The organism is Leifsonia tongyongensis, assembly GCF_010686705.1.
GTDB lineage: Bacteria > Actinomycetota > Actinomycetes > Actinomycetales > Microbacteriaceae > Diaminobutyricibacter > Diaminobutyricibacter tongyongensis.
Window position 1 is genome coordinate 66,192 of sequence record NZ_JAAGWY010000004.1, and the last position, 16,449, is coordinate 82,640.

Genomic DNA, 16,449 nt, shown 5'->3' on the forward strand with positions numbered 1-16,449 from the left:
CTCAGGGAGCTGCCTGGGGGAGTGGTGCCGTCAATGCGCCGAGTACGCGCAGGATCACCGCGAGGTCGGCCGAGGCCGCATCGAGCGACTCCGGTGCGAACTCGGTCAGCGCGGCTCCGGCGAGTTCGAAGCGTCGGCGCACGGCGCGGATCACATCGCTCAGCTGGTCGGGCTGGATGCCGAAGGGCTCGGGAAAGCCGATGCCCGCGACGGTCCCCGGGTCGAGGACGTCGAGGTCGATGTGGAGGTAGACGGCGGATGCGCCGGTCGCCTCGATGGCAGAGACGACGGACTCCGGGTCGGCCAGGTCGTCGACACTGATCACACGGATGCCCGACGCATCGACGAAGGCGCTCTCGCCGTCGTCGAGCGCACGGGTTCCGGCGAGGATCACGTTCGACGGTGTCACGAGCTCTGCGCCCGTCGAAGCGAGACCTTCGGGCGCATCCCCGAGGAGCGCTCGAAGCACCATCCCGTGGAAGGCGCCGGAGGGCGACGTCGTCGGGTCGTTGAGGTCTCCATGGGCGTCGAGCCAGACGAGAGCTACGTCGCCTGCAGGCCGCGCGGACACCGCGTGCTGCACACTCGCCAGGTCGGCCGCGCAGTCGCCCCCGATGGTGACGACGGGGCTTTCGAGCGCACGCAACTCCGCCATCGCGGCTTCTCGGATGGCGACGAGGGCTGAGAAGCGGTGCACCCCCGTATCCAGGGATTCACCGGCCTCCATCGGAACCTCGACGACGTGCGTGGCCGACGCGGGAAGATCTCCCTGGATCGCCTCCGCCCCGTCGATGAGCCGCATCGCGCGCGACGAACCCGAGCCTTGCCATTGGGGTACCACCAGGAAACGTGCAGCCACGCTCCCAGTCTGCCCTACATGTCGCGGTGGCGCCTCGCCGAAGCGAGGGCATCGCGCAGTTCCGGAGCCGTCAGGCGGGAGCCGTAGGCCGGGGTGTCCTTCTGGTAGCGCCATCCCTCCGCGAGCGGACCGGCGTCCACGACGTCGAATCCGATCGTGTCGATGAAACCGGCGACCGCGGCCTTGGCGGCCTCGTCGTCGCCGGCGATGGCGAGCGCCCTGCGGTTCGGGTCGCCGGCAGGCCGTCCGTCCGCCGTGAGGTCCGCCGCATAGATGTGGTTGAAGGCCTTCACGACGTGTGCACTGGGCAAGTGGGCCTGCAGGAGTTCCGACACCGTGGTTGTCTCGTCGTCGAGCACGGGGAACTGTCCGTCGCGCTGGGGGTAGTAGTTGTCGGTGTCGATCACCGTCTTGCCGTCGAACGCGCCCGCGGGCAGGCTTCCGATGTTCTTGAGCGGGATCGTGACGACCACCAGGTCTGCCGATCTGGCCGTGTCCTCGACCGTCGCCGCGCGGGCGGACGGGCCCAGCTCGTCGACGAGTGCAGCGAGCGTTTCCGGCCCCCGTGAGTTGCTCACGATGACCGTGTAGCCGTATGCCACGCCGAGGCGGGCGAGCTGGCCGCCGATGTGTCCTGCGCCGATGAGTCCGAGAGTCGTCATTGCACCATGCAATCACGATTCATGCATTCAGGATTCGGCGTGCAGTGTTTCCGGAGGTTACGGCGGCGGATGCGGGCGTTGCGCACCGCAGGCACACTGGTTGTCATGTCCGCAGCCCGCTCCCTCGCCGTCGTCGAGGTCACTCGCTTCCGGGCACACGATCCCGCCTACCACGACTACGTACAGGTGCTCATCGGCCGCACGATCGCACGGGCCGAAGAGCTCGGCTGGCAGGTCGACCGCGTCGCGGCCGCAGACCTCGGCCCAGCGTCCCTGCTCGCGCAGACCGACTCGGCCGACGCGGTCGTCATCATGGGCGGCGAAGACATCGCACCGGAGTTCTACGGCGGCCGGGCGGGTTACGAGGGTGAGAGCGCGCACTTCCCTTCCGCAGACGAAGGCCAGGTCGCCCTCGTTCTTCGCGCCCTCGAGCGCGGGACCCCGCTTCTCGGCATCTGCCGAGGACACCAGATCATCAATGTCGCACTCGGCGGCACGATCATCCAGCACCTCGGTGATGCGACGGTGCACAAGAACCACGGCGCTCCGATCGCGGAGATCATGTCGTCGCACGGCGTCGAGCTGGTCCCGGGGAGCGCCGTCTCAGACCTGCTCGGCGCGGAGCGGGTGCAGGTCCAGAGTGCTCACCACCAGGCGATCGACACGCTGGGTGAGGGACTCGTGGTAGCCGGCCGCACGCCCGAGGGCGAGATCGAAGCGATCGAGCACACGCAAGCGCCCATCGTCGGCGTCCAGTGGCATCCGGAAGACCCGGGTGCGCCCGCGGGCCAGCTCGCCGCACTCCTCTCATCCCTCGAGCGCGTGCCGGCCGGCGTGCGCGTCGCCGCCTGACCCCGCAACAGCGACCGGATGCACGCCCTCAGCCGTCGACGGGCCAGGCCTGCTCTCCGAGCAGCGGCACGAAACTGACGGCGCCGAGATTCTCCTCGCGCAGGTGGCCGTGCGAATCGAGTGTGAAGGCGGCAAGATGCTGTGCGCCTCGCGGGGAGCCGATCGGCATCACGATCCGGCCGCCGGGGGCGAGCTGTTCCACCCAGGCCCGGGGAACGGACGGTCCGGTCGCCGCGGCGAGCACGGCGTCGTACGGGGCTCCGTCGGGCCAGCCGAGCGAGCCGTCGCCCTCGACCACCTCGACGCGGTAGCCGAGCCGTTCGAGACGCTCCGCCGCACTCGCGGCGAGGCGTGGCTGCCGCTCGATGCTGACGACCCGGTCGGCCAGCTCCGCCGCCACCGCTGCCGCATAACCGGAGCCGGTCCCGACGTCGAGCACCGTATCGTCCGGGCCGATGCGCGCGCTCTCGACCATGAGGGCGACGATGTAGGGCTGCGAGATCGTCTGCCCCTCTGTCAGGGGGAGCGGCCGGTCGTCGTAGGCGTAGTCGACGATTCCGGGGGGAACGAACTCGTGCCGCGGCACGCGGGCCATCGCATCGAGGACCCGTGGATCCCCGATCCCGCGTGGGATCAGCTGGCGCTGAACCATCCGGCGTCGAGCTTCATCGAATGCCGTGAGATCCTCCCTTCATCGATTAGACCACCGGTCCACCGAATCGGAAAGGACTCAGCCCGCGACGGCCGGCCGCGAGAGCCTCAGCCCGCGATGGCCGGCCCCGAGAGCCTCAGCCCGAGACGGAGACCGAGGCCTGGCGTGATGAGAGCCCGGCACGCGCCGTCTCCAGTGCCTCCCGTCCGGCCCCGACCGCCTCGAGGGCGAGCAGTCCGGCGCCGAGGATCGGCGCTGCAGTGACCAGCTCGATATGGGCGCGTGGAGCACGCGCTGCGAGCCCGCGCTCGATCCCGGACAGGAGCCGCTCGTCGCGCGCGCCGATCACGCCGCCGCCGAGCACCAGTGGCGTCGGCCGGTCGAGCAGTCCGAGCTTGCGCAGCGTGGCTTCGGCGAACACGACGATCTCCTCCGCCTGCCGGTCGACGAGTCGCCCCGCAATGGCATCGCCTTCTCGCGCCGCCCGGAACACCACCGGGCTCAGGGCCGACAGCTCGGCGTTCGGGAGACGCCCGAAATGCATTGCTTCGATCACCGCCTGGACGTCGGCGAGGCCGAATGTCTCGGGAACCGCTTCGACGAGGGATGTGGCGGGTCCACGACCGTCGACGGCGCGCGCCGCGTGCCAGAGCGCCTTCTCGCCCAGGTGCCAGCCGCCGCCCCAGTCGCCCGAGATCATCCCCAGTGACGCGTACCGCACGACCGCACCGTCGGCGCGGACACCGACGCAGTTGATGCCCGTGCCGCAGACCACGGCCACCGCATCGGCCTCGTTCGTTCCCGCGCGCAGCAGGGCGAACAGGTCGTTCTCGACGATCGCTGGTCGCCCCGTCGCACCGGATGCCCAGGGAAATGCGCTGATCGAACGGGAGAACGCCTCCACCTCCGCCGGCAGGTCGAGACCCGAGAGGTAGATGTTCGACTGCACGATCGGCCGGCCCCCGGTCTGCTCGACGATCTCGTTGGCGAGCCCGTCGATGAGCGCGATGGTCGCGTCGACGCCGATGATGTGGGGGCTCGAGGTCGCAGCACGCGCGCTCGCCAGCACGTTGCCTGCGAGGTCGAGAGCGACCGCATCCGTCTTCGAGCCGCCGCCGTCGACGGCGAGCACGACGCCGTCGCGGGGGTACCCGCCGCTCATCGCGCCCACGCCAGGTGCTCGCGGTTGCGGTCGATGAGCAGGTCGGTGAGCTTCTCGGCTTTGTCGTACTGCCCGACCAGCGGATGCGCGAGCATCGCCCGTACCACCCGGTCGCGTCCTCCGTGCACGGCCGCGTCGAGGGCGAGCCGCTCATAGCCCGCGACATGGACGACCAGGCCGGCGATATCCGCCGGGAGCGGCTCGATCGGCAGTGCGGTGAGCCCGTCCGCGCCCACGACCGCGGGAACCTCGATCACGTGGTCGTCGGGCAGGAACGGCAGCGCACCGTTGTTGCGGAGGTTCACGATCTGCGTGTCGCGGCGGTCCGACGTCAGGGAGGCGAGCAGGTCGACAGCCGCCTCCGAATAGAAGGCGCCGCCGCGCTTGGCCAGCGCATCCGGTTTCGTGTCGACCGCAGGGTCGGCGTAGAGGTCGAGCAGCGCGCGTTCGACCTCGAGAACGGCCTCGGCGCGTGTGGGGGAGCCGAGCTGTTCGCGCAGGACCTCGTCGTGGGCGTAGTAGTAGCGCAGGTAGTACGACGGCACGGAGTCGAGCAGCGTGATCAGCGATGCGGGAAGCTCGATCTCCTCGGCCAGCGTGCCGAGGTGGTCGCCGATCAGGCCGGGCAGCGCGTCATGCGTCCCGTTCTCGTCGGTCACGTAGGCCGCGCGTTCCCAGGTCAGGTGGTTGAGCCCGACGTGGCCGAGGCTGATCGCGGTGTGGTCGACGCCGAGCAGGCTCGCGAACCGGCGCTGGAATCCGATCGCGACGTTGCAGAGGCCGACGGCGCGGTGGCCCTCCTGGAGAAGAGCGCGCGTGACGATCCCGACCGGGTTGGTGAAGTCGACGATCCACGCATCCGGTTTCGCGTGCGCACGCACCGCTTCGGCCACCCGGAGGACGACCGGAACCGTGCGCAGCGCTTTCGCGAACCCGCCGGGGCCGGTGGTCTCCTGCCCGATGCAGCCGCACTCGTGCGGGAAGGTCTCGTCGCCGTGGCGTGCGGCCTGGCCTCCGACGCGCAGCTGGATGAGCACGGCATCCGCGTCCGACACCCCGGCGACGAGGTCGCCGGTCGGCACGATGCGCCCGGTGTGGCCGGCCGCGCGGAACATGCGCTCGCTCATCCCTCCCACGAGGCGGAGCCGTTCGGGGTCGGTGTCGACCAGCCACAGCTCTTCGATGGGGAGCAGGTCGCGCATACGGGCGAACCCGTCGATGAGTTCCGGGGTGTAGGTGGAACCTCCCCCGACGACAGCGAGTTTCACGGCTATCCCTTCACGCCGGTCAGTGTGATGCCCTCGACGAAGACGCGCTGGGCGAAGAAGAAGATGAGGACGACGGGGACCGTGACGAGGATGGTCATGGTCATCGTGAGCCCCCAGTCCGTCCCGTGCACCCCGCGGAACGACGCCAGGCCGTAGGCGACGGGCCAGTTGTCCGCGTTCTCCGAGGTGTAGAGCAGTGGGCCGTAGTAGTCGTTCCACGAGTTGAAGAACATGAAGATCGCCGTCGCCGCGATGCCCGGCTTCGCCATCGGGATCATCACGCGCCAGAGCACACCGAACTCACCGCAGCCGTCGATGCGCGCGGCGTCGGCGTATTCGCTGGGGATCGTCAGGAAGAACTGTCGCAGCAGGAAGATCGAGAACGCGTCACCGAGCAGGTTGGGCAGGATGAGCGGCCAGAGCGTCCCGGTCAGGTTCAGCTGCGACCACATCACATAGATGGGGATGGCCGTGACCTGCGGCGGGAGCAGCATCGCGATGATGATCGCGGTGAAGAGGACGTTCGCGCCGCGGAACTTGATCTTCGCGAGCGCGTACGCCGCCGGGACGGACGAGAGCAGCATGAAGGCGGTAGCGAGCACGGCATACAGCGCCGAGTTGCCGAACCACTGCAGCAGCGGGACGGTCTGGAACACGGTGAGGTAGTTGCTCCAGACGAACGGCTGCGGCCACAGGGAGGCCGTGAGCGTCTGGTCGCTCGACATCAGCGAGGTCAGCACGACGAAGACGACTGGTGCGATGAAGATCACGGCGAGCGCCACCAGCACCGTGTGTTCGGCGATCCAGCCCAGGAGGCGACGCCCGCGCAGAGGCGGAGTGCGTCGCTTCGGGGCCGGTGGCGCCGGCGGCTGGGCGGGTTTCGCGGTGAGCGTTGCGGAGGTCATTGTGCGCCTTCGGGGGTGAACGCCTTGAACCGGCGGAGCAGGAGGATGAGGATCGCGCTGGACACGAGGAACAGGATGACCGCGAGAGCCGACGCGTAGCCGAGCTGGTACGTGCTGAAGCCGCGGACGTAGAGCCATTGCGTGTAGGTGAGAAGCGACTGGTCGGGGTAGCCGATGTTGTTGCCGATGCCTTCGCCGACGACGGCCTTGCCTGACGCCACACCGGACGCGACCGCCGCCTCGGTGAAGTACTGCACTGCCGCGATCACCCCGGTGATCAGGGCGAACAGCAGTACCGGCGAGATGCTGGGCAGCGTCACGTACCGCACCTGTTGCACACCGTTGGCGCCGTCGAGCGCCGCTGCCTCGTACTGTTCGCGCGGCACGTCGAGGAGCGCTGCCAGGAAGATGATCATGATGTCGCCCATGACCCAGATGCCGAGCAGCACCAGCGACGGCTTCGACCAGGCGGGGTCGTTGAACCACAGCGGACCCTGGATGCCGAACACTTTCAGGATCTGGTTCACGGGGCCCGTGCCCGGGTTGAACAGGAAGACGAAGGCCACCACGCTCGCGACCGGAGGCACCAGCGCCGGCAGGTAGAAGATCGTCCGCCAGGCGCCGGACGCCTTCTTCGCCCGCGCGAGGAGCCCGGCGATCAGCAGCGCGAAGACGAGCTTCGCGGGCACCCAGAACACGATGAACCACAGCGTGTTGACGGTGGCCGTCCACACGTTCGGGTCCTGGGTGAACAGGTAGACGTAGTTGCGCAGGCCGATCCACTGCGGCGCCGACACGAGGTCGAATCGCGTGAACGAGTAGTACACGGATGCGATCAGCGGGTAGACGAAGAAGATCAGCAGGCCGAGGAGCGCAGGGGCGAGGAGCGCGAGCGTCGCCAGCTTGCGCTTCCTCCTCGCCCGCGAGGAGCGGCCGGTGGTGGCCGGCCGCCCCCCGCGTGTGGTGGTGGAGGTCACGTCACGGACCCGAGACGAGTGCGAGCGCGTCGTTGATCTGCTTGTCGACGCTCTTGAGTCCGGCCTGGACGTCGCCGCCTTCGCTCTGGTACTTGTTCCACCAGTCCTGGAAGGACTGCTGGTAGCCGGCGCCGAGCGGGCTCGCCGGGGTGGTGGAGACGTTCTTGTTCGCGGCGACGTCGAGGAACGTCTTGTACTGGTCGGACACCTGGAGGTCGGGGGAGTTGAGCGCGTCGTTCGTGGTCGGCACGTTCTTGAGGCCGTTCGCGAGCTTCACCACGGCACCCGTATCGGTGGTGAGGTACTTCAGGAGCGCCCACGCCAGCTCCGGGTTCTTCGAGCCCTTCGAGATGCCGATGATGTTGCCGGTCATGTAGCCGCCGCCGTACAGGTCCGTGTGGTTGTCCGCGGTCGGGAAGGGCGCCGTCCCGTAGTGGAGGCCCTTCGCCTGGTCGTCGATGAATGCGGTGCGGTACTCACCGTCCATGTTCATGGCGACCTTGCCCTTCTGGAAGGCGTTGTCGGCCGAGAACTCCTGGCCGAGGCCCGAGGTGAAGGTGTTCAGCTTGTCCCAGCCGATCTTGTCGACGAAGGCCTTCTGCCAGTTGATGAGCTCGGTCCAGCCCGGCGAGGAGCTGATGGCACTGGTGCCGTCGGCCTTCAGCCACTCGGCGCCGGCCGCGGGGCCGTAGTGCGCCGCCGCGTTCTCGTACCAGCCCATGGTCGGGTTGAAGCCGAGGGTCTTGATCGAGCCGTCCGGGTTGTAGGTGGTCAGCTTCTGGGCCATGGACTCCAGCTCGGAGAGCGTCTTCGGCGGTGCGCTGAATCCAGCCGCGCTGAGCAGGTCCTTGTTGTAGTAGAGGCCGTAGACGTCGGCGAGCATGGGCATCGAGCAGCGGTTGCCCTCGAACTCGGTGTAGCTCTTGACGGTCGGCGAGAACTGGCTCATGTCGATCTTGTCGCGCGCGATCACCTTGTTGAGACTGCGGAACGCACCGGTCGAGCAGAAGTTGCCGACGATGTCGGTCGAGTAGGACAGTCCGACGTCGACCTTGCTGCCGGTTGCGATCGCCTTGCGGAGTTTCTCGTCGTCCTGGCCCGAGTGCACCTGGACCTTGATCTTCGGGTACTTCTTCTCGAAGTCGTCGACGACGGACTGGATGACCTTCGCCTCGCGGTCCGAGAAGAAGTGCCAGAACGAGACGGTGCCCGAAAGATCGGACGGCGTCGTCGACTCGAAGGCCGTGCTGCTGCCTCCGCCGGAACACCCGGCGAGGGTCAGTGCCGCTGCCGCGGTGACCGCGACGGCGGCGATGATGTGACGGGAACGGTGTTTCACTGTGTCTTCCTCACTGTTCTTGTTTGTTGGCCGGTGCCCTTCGGTGCTTCTTCGACGCTGGCGAGGCACGGCCGGCTGTTGTTGGTGCGGTGCAGGACGGTCAGGCTGTGATGCGGCTGACCTCGGAGAAGAGCGAGTTGCGGACGTCGGCGAGCAGGTGCTCGCGCGCTCCGCGGAGTACCGGATGCTCGGCCACGCCCGTAGCGACGATGGTGGCTGTCCAGCGGGACGCTCGCCGAACGTGGTGTCCGACGAGTTCGGCGAGGCGGTCGCCGCCCGCGCGGCCGGTGGGGCCGCCCAGCACGACGAGTTCGGGATCGAGGAGGGCCAGGACCGGGATGACTCCGACCGCGATGCGCGGCGCCAGGTCGTGGAGGACCGCCTCGCGCTCGGGAGCCGTCGCGATCGCCTCGACGAGTGCCGCGTAGCCGCGACCGCGCAGCCCGTGGGACCGTGCGATGCGCGCGACGCTCGGGCCGCCGATCAGGTCCTGCAGGTCGGCAGCCTCGGGGTCGAGCGCTCCGGCGGATTTCGGAGTCGGGAGGTATCCGATCTCGCCGGCGCCTCCGGATGCGCCGCGATGCACGACGCCGCCCTGGTCGATGGACAGTCCGAGTCCGTCGCCCATCCACAGCAGTGCGAACCCGCTCGAATCCTCGCCGGCGCCCTCCGAGCGCTCCGCGAGCGCGGCGAGGTTCACGTCGTTGTCGATGTGCACCCGGATGCCCAGCGCCTCTTCGAGGTGACGGCGGATGCCTTTGCGCGGCCAGCCCGGAAGGGTCTCGACGAAGCTCAGCTCGTCGGTGCGCGGATCGAGGGCGCCCTGCACACCGATGCTCACGGCCTGCACCGCGCTGGAGGTGACACCTGCTGCGTCGCAGGCTGCGTCGATGGCGGTCCGCACATCCGTCGCCGCGGAGCGTTCACGCGCGGACCGCGACAGTGTCAGGCTGATCGTGGGATGCTCGTGGCCGCTCGCGTCGACGACGGTGGCCCGCATGACCTGGTAGTTGATGTCGATGGCGACGCCGAGCACGCGATCGGTGCGCACGGCGTAGCTCGCCGCGTTCGGTCCGCGTCCACCGGACACTTCACCGACGGCGTGGATCAGCCCCGCCGTTTCGAGGCGGGCGACCATCTGGGCCGCCGTGGGCTTGGAGAGGCCGGAGAGCTCGCCGATCCTGGTGCGCGTGAGGACTCCGTGCTCGAGCAGGAGGGCGAGCGCGGTGCGGTCGTTGGTCTCACGAAGCCACGACGGTGTCCCGCGTACCGGTTTCGGACTCACTCTCCGCACATCCCTTCGTTGGAACGACTGCATTCATTGGAACGACTGTGTCCAGAATGTATCAGGAAAGTTTCTTAATAGTAAAGATGATGTTCGAACACGACCCGCGACCCGGTGAGGGGTGCCCGGTCAGGGGTGCCCGGTCAGGGGTGCCCGGTCAGGGGTGCCCGGTCAGATCGAGCGGGCGTGGTCGGCCAGGCGGTCGAACGCGGCGTCGAGGTCGGGGTCGACACGCTGTCGCGCGGGGTCGGCGAGATACCAGTCGACGATCTCACCCGCACCGTGTGCGAAGGCGACACGGGTCTGGAATTCCGGCACCAGGGACTTCACCTTGCTGTTGTCGAACACCATCGAGTGGGCTTTGTCGCCGATGAGACCCGGACCGAGTGCGGGCACAGCGGCCGCGATCGTCTCCGAGGCGACGTGCACGAGGTCGGCTTCGACGCCGAGCCCTTCGGCCAGCCAGCAGTAGATCTGGTCCCACGTCGGCGCCTCGTCGGACGTGATGTGGAACGAGTCGCCGACGGCCTCGGGGCGACCCAGGAGACCGACGAAGGCGACGGCGAAGTCGGTGTTGTGCGTGATCGTCCAGCGGCTCGTGCCATCGCCGTGCACGATGACGGGGGCGCCGCGGCGCATCCGCTCGAGGTCGGTCCAGTGACCGCTCGTCGGGATCATGGTGCGGTCGTACGTATGGGACGGCCGGACGATCGTCATCGGGAACCCGCGCTCGCGGTAGGCCTCGACGAGGAGGTCCTCGCTCGCGATCTTGTCGCGCGAGTACTGCCAGAACGGATTGCGCAGGGGAGTGGACTCGACGACAGGGACCCGTGCAGGCGGCTTCTGGTAGGCCGACGCCGAACTGATGAACACGTAGTGCCCGACGCGGCCCTCGAAGAGTTCGAGGTCGGTGCGGATGTGCTCGGGAGTGAATGCGAGGAATTCGGCGGCGACATCGAAGCTGCGTTCTCCGAGGGCGGCGTGCACGCTCTGCGGATCGCGGATGTCCGCGTGCAGCTCCTCCACCCCGCTCGGGAGCGGCCGGTTCGTCGGACGTCCCCGGGTGAGCACAGTGACTTCGTGCCCCTTCTCGACCGCCCTGGCGACACACGCCGAGCTGATCACTCCCGTTCCCCCGATGAAAAGCGTCCGTGTCGCGGCCATGCGTCCGACTCCTTCTCTCCCCATACCGATTCAGCGTAGCCCCGACGCATCCCGCGTCGCGCCCCAGAAGCGACGGCGGTACTCGGTCGGGGTCACCGCGTACAGGGCGCGGAAACGACGGCTGGCGTAGTTCGGGTCTACCCAGCCCACCGTACGCCCGATCCGGGAGATCGGGAGGTCGGTCTGCACGAGCAGCCGTGCCGCAGCCTCGCCGCGGAGCTGGTCGAGCCACGCCATCGGTGAGATCCCGACCTGGCTGCGGAAGGACCGCTGGAGGTGGGGTGCCGAGATCCGCGTCGCCTGCGCCAGTGCTGGGACGGTCCAGGGGCTGTCGAGCCGGTCGGCGAGAAGCGCCATGGCCTCACGGACGAACGGGGACGGCGCACGAGCATCCGCCGGCGTGCCGGAGAACTCCGCGTCGACCAGTTCGGCGAGGATGCACGTCGTCAGCCCCAGCAGGGACGGGCGGCGACGCGGGCTGGGCAGCGCTTCCAGCTGGCCGAGCCACTCGGATGCCCGTTCCAGCGCATCCGGCGAGATCGACGCGGTCGTCGCGCCTCCCCGCAGGAGCGCGGAGGAGAGCGAGGGATGCTCCAGGATCCAGGACAGATCGCGGTGCAGCAGTTCGGGTGCGACGTAGAGATTCACGACCGTCAGCGGTTCCAGCCGTTCGTAGGCGTGCCAGCTTCCGGGCCTGACCAGCACGACCGAGCCGCGCTCGACCAGCTGGGTACCGTCGGCCGCGCGATGGTGCGCGCGCCCCTCCGTCACGAAGGCGATCTCGATGAAGTCGTGCGTGTGCTCCCCGACGTCGTGCGTGACCTCGACGCGGGCGGCGCCGACCTCCTCGTCGGGCGCGACGAAGACGTCGCGACGCCGGTACAGTTCCATCCACCGCTCCCGTCAGATGCGTAATCGTGCTAGTAGTCGGTCGCATCGTACTACGGGTGGACCGGCGCGCCGATGAAGAATCGAGTGCGAGCATCCGCCGCATTCTCTTCCCGAAAGGTGCGAACCATGGCCAGTGCCGATCTCGTTTCGACCCCGTTCCTTCTCGACGCCGACCTCGTATCGTCCTATCGACGCGACGGGTTCGCCCACATCCCGTCGGTGCTCACGATCGACGAGGTCGACCGGTACCGTGAGGCGGCTGCGCGGCGCTACGACGCCGACACCGGGCTGGCGTACGCCGGCAACATCTTCCGCCAGATCATCCAGGTCTGGAAGACGGACGACGTGCTTCGCGAGCTCACCTTCAACGCCGACCTCGCATCCATCGCGACGCAGCTCGCAGGGGTGCCGTTGCGCCTCTGGCACGACCAGCTGCTGGTGAAGGCGCCGCACAACGGAGCGAAGACCGAGTACCACCAGGATGCCCCGTACTGGCCGCACGAGAACGCGCGGCACAGCCTGTCGGCGTGGATCGCGCTGACCGACGTGACGGTGGAGCGCGGCTGCATGACGTTCATCCCGGCCCAGCAGGATCGCCACGACATCCGGGCGATCGACCTGACCGGAGGCACGGACCTCTTCAGCGCAGCGCCGGACCTCGTCTGGGAGCCGCGCGTCACGATCCCGCTCCGCGCCGGCGACGTCACATTCCACAACGGGTATACGCCCCACACGGCCAACGCGAATGACACCGACGAGTTCCGCTGGGCCCAGGTGAACATCTACGTGGATCGCGCTGTGACGTTCAGCGGTGGTGAGCATCCGGTCACCGACGGGCTCGGCCTCGCACGGGGCGACCGGCTGCCGGACACAGAGTTCCCGCCGCTCCCGCGGTAGGGACGGGTGAAAAAGTGCCCCCAGTAGGATTTGAACCTACGGCCTTCTGCTCCGGAGGCAGACGCTCTATCCCCTGAGCTATGGGGGCCAGGAGTGCGAGCACTAGGTTAGCATCACTGCTTGGGCAGGTTGTCCAGTACGTTCTGCATGAGCGGTGCCGCATCGCCGGGCTCCTGGAACGCCGGTGAATTCGCGACGACCCAGTAGGCGCCGGTGAAGATCTGCACCTCGCCCTTGGCGCCGCGCATCGCGAAGTAGCCTTCGACCTGCGGCGGGATTCCGTACGTCGGCACCGGCTGGCTGTTGGTCACCGCCGTGTTCTTGAGCCCGTCCAGCTCGCTCGCCGGCGGCTTTGCGACCGCGATCTCGATCACGTCGCCGCTCGTCTGGTTGAGCCAGCCGCACGCCACGCCCTGGTCGGCGACGACGGAGGCCTCGAGGGATCCGGACGTCGGCGCGTAACCGGGATCGGCGCCGAAGTTGGGGTTGTACGCGTAGACCTGCTGGGGTGTGACGATCTGGTCGCACGTGAGCGTCACGGGCGTCGGCGGATCGGACGGCGTGGGAGTCGGCGTCGGAGTGGGCGTCGCCGACGCTGTCGGGGTGGACGATGCGGCGTTCGTCGCCGTTGCCGCCGGCTTGGCCCCGCCTGCGCAGGCGCTGAGGGCTATCGTGCCGGCCACGACCAGGAGGACAGCGCCCGTTCGAGCGAGACCTGTGAATCGATTGCGGGTCGGTTCAACCATGTCGGGAGTTTCCTTGTGCGATGCGGATGTGCGGAATGGTCTGGTGAGTCGCGCACCGTCGCGCGTCTCCGCGACCTTATCAAGCGCGGATGGGTGCAACCGACCAGACACCGGCTTCGTTGCGGAATCGATGCGCCGGACTCTCGCCGGGCCCACAGTCGGCGCCCGGTAGAATCGGTCCCTGTGACTCCAGCCGACCTTTCCGCCTCCCTGCTCGACATCGTGACCGCGATCGTCGACCGGCGACGCGCGGCCGAGCCCGGCTCCGCGCCCGTCGTCCTGTCCATCGCCGACGTTCCCCTCGAGCGTCCGAAGAACCGCGAGCACGGCGACTGGGCCTCGAACGTCGCGATGCGGCTTGCGAAGCCGCTCGGCGTCAACCCGCGTGAGCTCGCGTCGGAGATCGCGGAGGCCGCATCCGGGATCGACGGCGTCGCGTCCGCCGAGGTGGCCGGCCCCGGCTTCATCAACTTCCGGCTCGACGCGGCCGCCGCCGGGCAGCTCGCCCGCACGATCGTCGACGCCGGCGAGTCCTTCGGCAACGGATCGATCTACGACGGCATCCCCATCAACCTCGAGTTCGTGTCGGCGAACCCGACCGGCCCCATCCACATGGGCGGCGTCCGCTGGGCGGCCGTCGGCGACAGTCTCGCCCGCATCCTGGCAGCCGAGGGGGCGGATGTGACGCGCGAGTACTACTTCAACGACCACGGTTCGCAGATCGACCGGTTCGCCCGCAGCCTTCTCGCCGCGTACCTCGGCGAGCCCACCCCGGAGGACGGGTACGGCGGAGCGTACATCGGCGACATCGCCGCGCAGGTGGTCGAGCGTTTCGACGGCGACCTCGCGAGCCTGCCGCGCGACCAGCAGCAGGAGGTCTTCCGTTCGATGGGCACCGAGCTCATGTTCGGCGAGATCAAGTCGAAACTGCACGGGTTCGGCGTCGACTTCGACGTGTACTTCCACGAAGACTCCCTGCACGAGTCCGGCGCCGTCGAGCATGCGATCGAACGCCTCCGTGAGCAGGGTCACATCTTCGAAGAGGACGGCGCGGTGTGGCTGCGCACGACGACGTTCGGCGACGATCGCGACCGAGTGATCATCCGCAGCAACGGGGAGCCCGCGTACATCTCGGGCGACCTGGGCTATTACCTGAACAAGCGCGAGCGCGGCTTCGAACAGAACCTGATCATGCTCGGTGCCGACCACCACGGCTATGTCGGGCGCCTGATGGCGGCGGTCGAAGCTTTCGGCGACACGCCCGGGGTGAACCTGCAGATCCTGATCGGCCAGATGGTCAATCTGCTGCGCGACGGCGAGCCGGTGAAGATGAGCAAGCGCGCCGGGACGATCGTCACGCTCGACGACCTCGTCGACGCCGTCGGTGTCGACGCCGGCCGGTACGCGCTGGTGCGGTCGTCGAGCGATTCGCAGCTCGACATCGACCTCGACCTGCTCAGCAAGCGCACCAACGAGAATCCGGTCTTCTACGTGCAGTACGCGCACGCCCGCACCCGTTCCGTCGCGCGCAACGCCGAGACCGGCGGCGTCGACCACAGTGCTTTCGCGCCCGAACTGCTCACCCACGAGACGGAGTCTGCGCTCCTCGGCGCCCTCCAGGAGTTCCCGCGGGTGGTCGCCCTGGCGGCCGAGCTGCGCGAGCCGCACCGTGTCGCCCGGTACATCGAGGAGGTCGCCGGCCTCTACCACCGCTGGTACGACTCGACCCGGGTGATCCCCTTGGGCGACGAGCCCATCACCGACCTGCACCGCACCCGCCTGTGGCTGAACGACGCCACCGGCCAGGTGATCCGCAACGGGCTCGGCCTCCTCGGAGTGTCCGCGCCCGACCGCATGTGAGGATGCTGCGATGACGGACGCGACCCAGCCGACCGAACCGCTCGCCCCATCTCCCCCTGCCCAGCCGTTCGTGCCCGAACCCCGAAGGCGGAGGCGCGGGCTCCGGGCGATGCTGTGGATCGGCATCTCCATCGTCGTGCTCCTCGTGCTCTATTTCGTCGCCGACGGTGTGGCCCGTGCGTACGCGGAGGGCCGTGTGAAGGCCGAGATCGAGCAGAACCTGCCCGATGTCGTCACGGGCGACGTCACCGTGCACATCGGCGGCGTGTCCGTGATCGCCCAGTACCTGTCCGGAACGTTCGAGAAGGTCGAACTGGATGCGCCCCAGCTGACCGTCCAGTCGATCCCGTTGTCCGCATCCGTCGTCGCGAACGGGGTTCCCGTCGACCTGACGAAACCGGTGTCCGCTTTGACAGGGACGATCACCATCAGCCAGTCGTCCGTCAACTCCCTGCTGCGCCTGCCGGGTGCCACCGGGGACGTCACCCTCGGCGAGGGCACGCTCCAGTACGACGGGAGCACGACGGTGCTCGGTCTCCCGATCGGCTACAAGGTGACCGTCGAGCCGACCGCCGACGGCGACTCGATCCTGCTGAGGCCCACCAAGGCGGAGGTGACGACAGGTGGGGGCAACCTCGATCTCTCGCGCCTGCTCGGCACCGTCGTCGGCTCGAAGCCGCTCTCGGTCTGCGTCGCCCAGTACCTGCCCGCCGGTGTCAAGGTCGACGACGTCACCGTCAATCCGGGCGCGGCGACCATCCACCTGTCCGCCCAGGATCTGGTGCTCTCGCAGTCGACGCTCGCGACCAAGGGCACCTGTTCGTAACGAAGTCGAAGCCGGTCGCCGAACATCGCTAGAATTCCGGTACCACGCGCTTGACGCGTCTGTTCTCCATTGGCTTCAGGGACCAAGCCGGGTCCGCTCGCCCC

General features: G+C 68.4%; 15 protein-coding genes, 1 tRNA gene and 1 pseudogene. 4 read left to right on the forward strand and 13 right to left on the reverse strand.

Annotation, left to right across the window (positions count from 1 at the left end):
• Nucleotide 1: 1 nt before the first annotated feature.
• Together G3T36_RS15875 and G3T36_RS15880 are read right to left on the reverse strand one after the other, a co-directional pair.
• Nucleotides 2–859, reverse strand: a complete 858-nt coding sequence (locus G3T36_RS15875) for an arginase family protein (protein WP_338031608.1) — start codon at nt 857–859, stop codon at nt 2–4.
• Between the two features lie 14 nt (nt 860–873).
• The gene (locus G3T36_RS15880) at nt 874–1,521 is read right to left on the reverse strand and encodes an NADPH-dependent F420 reductase (protein ID WP_163290807.1); all 648 of its coding nucleotides are present in this window, start codon (nt 1,519–1,521) and stop codon (nt 874–876) included.
• Nucleotides 1,522–1,626: 105 nt separating this feature from the next.
• Between G3T36_RS15880 and G3T36_RS15885 the strand changes: the two genes are divergently transcribed.
• On the forward strand, nt 1,627–2,373 hold the full coding sequence (locus G3T36_RS15885) for a gamma-glutamyl-gamma-aminobutyrate hydrolase family protein (protein ID WP_163290808.1): 747 nt from the start codon (nt 1,627–1,629) through the stop codon (nt 2,371–2,373).
• A 28-nt stretch (nt 2,374–2,401) separates the two neighbouring features.
• Here G3T36_RS15885 and G3T36_RS15890 read toward each other — a convergent pair.
• From G3T36_RS15890 to G3T36_RS15930, 9 genes and pseudogenes are all read right to left on the reverse strand, one after another.
• Nucleotides 2,402–3,031, reverse strand: a pseudogene (locus tag G3T36_RS15890) (protein-L-isoaspartate(D-aspartate) O-methyltransferase); the annotation flags it as partial.
• Nucleotides 3,032–3,161: 130 nt separating this feature from the next.
• Nucleotides 3,162–4,187, reverse strand: coding sequence for an N-acetylglucosamine kinase (locus G3T36_RS15895; RefSeq protein WP_163290810.1), 1,026 nt, complete (start codon nt 4,185–4,187; stop codon nt 3,162–3,164).
• Complete coding sequence (locus G3T36_RS15900; protein WP_163290811.1) at nt 4,184–5,455, reverse strand: family 4 glycosyl hydrolase; 1,272 nt, start codon at nt 5,453–5,455, stop codon at nt 4,184–4,186. Before G3T36_RS15900 ends, G3T36_RS15895 begins: the two co-directional genes overlap by 4 nt.
• A gap of 2 nt (nt 5,456–5,457) precedes the next feature.
• Nucleotides 5,458–6,360, reverse strand: coding sequence for a carbohydrate ABC transporter permease (locus G3T36_RS15905; RefSeq protein ID WP_163290812.1), 903 nt, complete (start codon nt 6,358–6,360; stop codon nt 5,458–5,460).
• Nucleotides 6,357–7,337 carry an ABC transporter permease subunit gene (locus G3T36_RS15910; protein ID WP_163290813.1) on the reverse strand — a complete coding sequence of 327 codons (981 nt, stop codon included), beginning with the start codon at nt 7,335–7,337 and terminating at the stop codon, nt 6,357–6,359. Before G3T36_RS15910 ends, G3T36_RS15905 begins: the two co-directional genes overlap by 4 nt.
• Before the next feature lies 1 nt (nt 7,338).
• Nucleotides 7,339–8,676, reverse strand: a complete 1,338-nt coding sequence (locus G3T36_RS15915) for an extracellular solute-binding protein (protein WP_163290814.1) — start codon at nt 8,674–8,676, stop codon at nt 7,339–7,341.
• A 100-nt stretch (nt 8,677–8,776) separates the two neighbouring features.
• Entirely contained in the window at nt 8,777–9,961 is a 1,185-nt protein-coding gene (locus G3T36_RS15920; RefSeq protein ID WP_338031609.1) for an ROK family transcriptional regulator, read from the reverse strand.
• Nucleotides 9,962–10,132: 171 nt separating this feature from the next.
• Entirely contained in the window at nt 10,133–11,125 is a 993-nt protein-coding gene (locus G3T36_RS15925) for an SDR family oxidoreductase (RefSeq protein ID WP_163290816.1), read from the reverse strand.
• Nucleotides 11,126–11,155: 30 nt separating this feature from the next.
• Nucleotides 11,156–12,016 (reverse strand): AraC family transcriptional regulator, encoded by an 861-nt coding sequence (locus G3T36_RS15930; protein WP_163290817.1) that lies wholly within the window; start codon nt 12,014–12,016, stop codon nt 11,156–11,158.
• A 126-nt stretch (nt 12,017–12,142) separates the two neighbouring features.
• Between G3T36_RS15930 and G3T36_RS15935 the strand changes: the two genes are divergently transcribed.
• Entirely contained in the window at nt 12,143–12,913 is a 771-nt protein-coding gene (locus tag G3T36_RS15935) for a phytanoyl-CoA dioxygenase family protein (RefSeq protein WP_163290818.1), read from the forward strand.
• Between the two features lie 15 nt (nt 12,914–12,928).
• On the opposite strand, the gene G3T36_RS15940 is transcribed toward G3T36_RS15935, so the two are convergent.
• Together G3T36_RS15940 and G3T36_RS15945 are read right to left on the reverse strand one after the other, a co-directional pair.
• Nucleotides 12,929–13,001, reverse strand: a tRNA-Arg gene (locus tag G3T36_RS15940).
• Nucleotides 13,002–13,026: 25 nt separating this feature from the next.
• Nucleotides 13,027–13,659, reverse strand: a complete 633-nt coding sequence (locus tag G3T36_RS15945) for an iron ABC transporter ATP-binding protein (protein WP_163290819.1) — start codon at nt 13,657–13,659, stop codon at nt 13,027–13,029.
• A gap of 183 nt (nt 13,660–13,842) precedes the next feature.
• On the opposite strand from G3T36_RS15945, the gene argS reads away from it, so the two are divergent.
• Nucleotides 13,843–15,519, forward strand: coding sequence for an arginine--tRNA ligase (gene argS, locus G3T36_RS15950; protein ID WP_163290820.1), 1,677 nt, complete (start codon nt 13,843–13,845; stop codon nt 15,517–15,519).
• A 10-nt stretch (nt 15,520–15,529) separates the two neighbouring features.
• On the forward strand, nt 15,530–16,345 hold the full coding sequence (locus G3T36_RS15955; protein WP_163290821.1) for an LmeA family phospholipid-binding protein: 816 nt from the start codon (nt 15,530–15,532) through the stop codon (nt 16,343–16,345).
• Nucleotides 16,346–16,449: the final 104 nt, after the last annotated feature.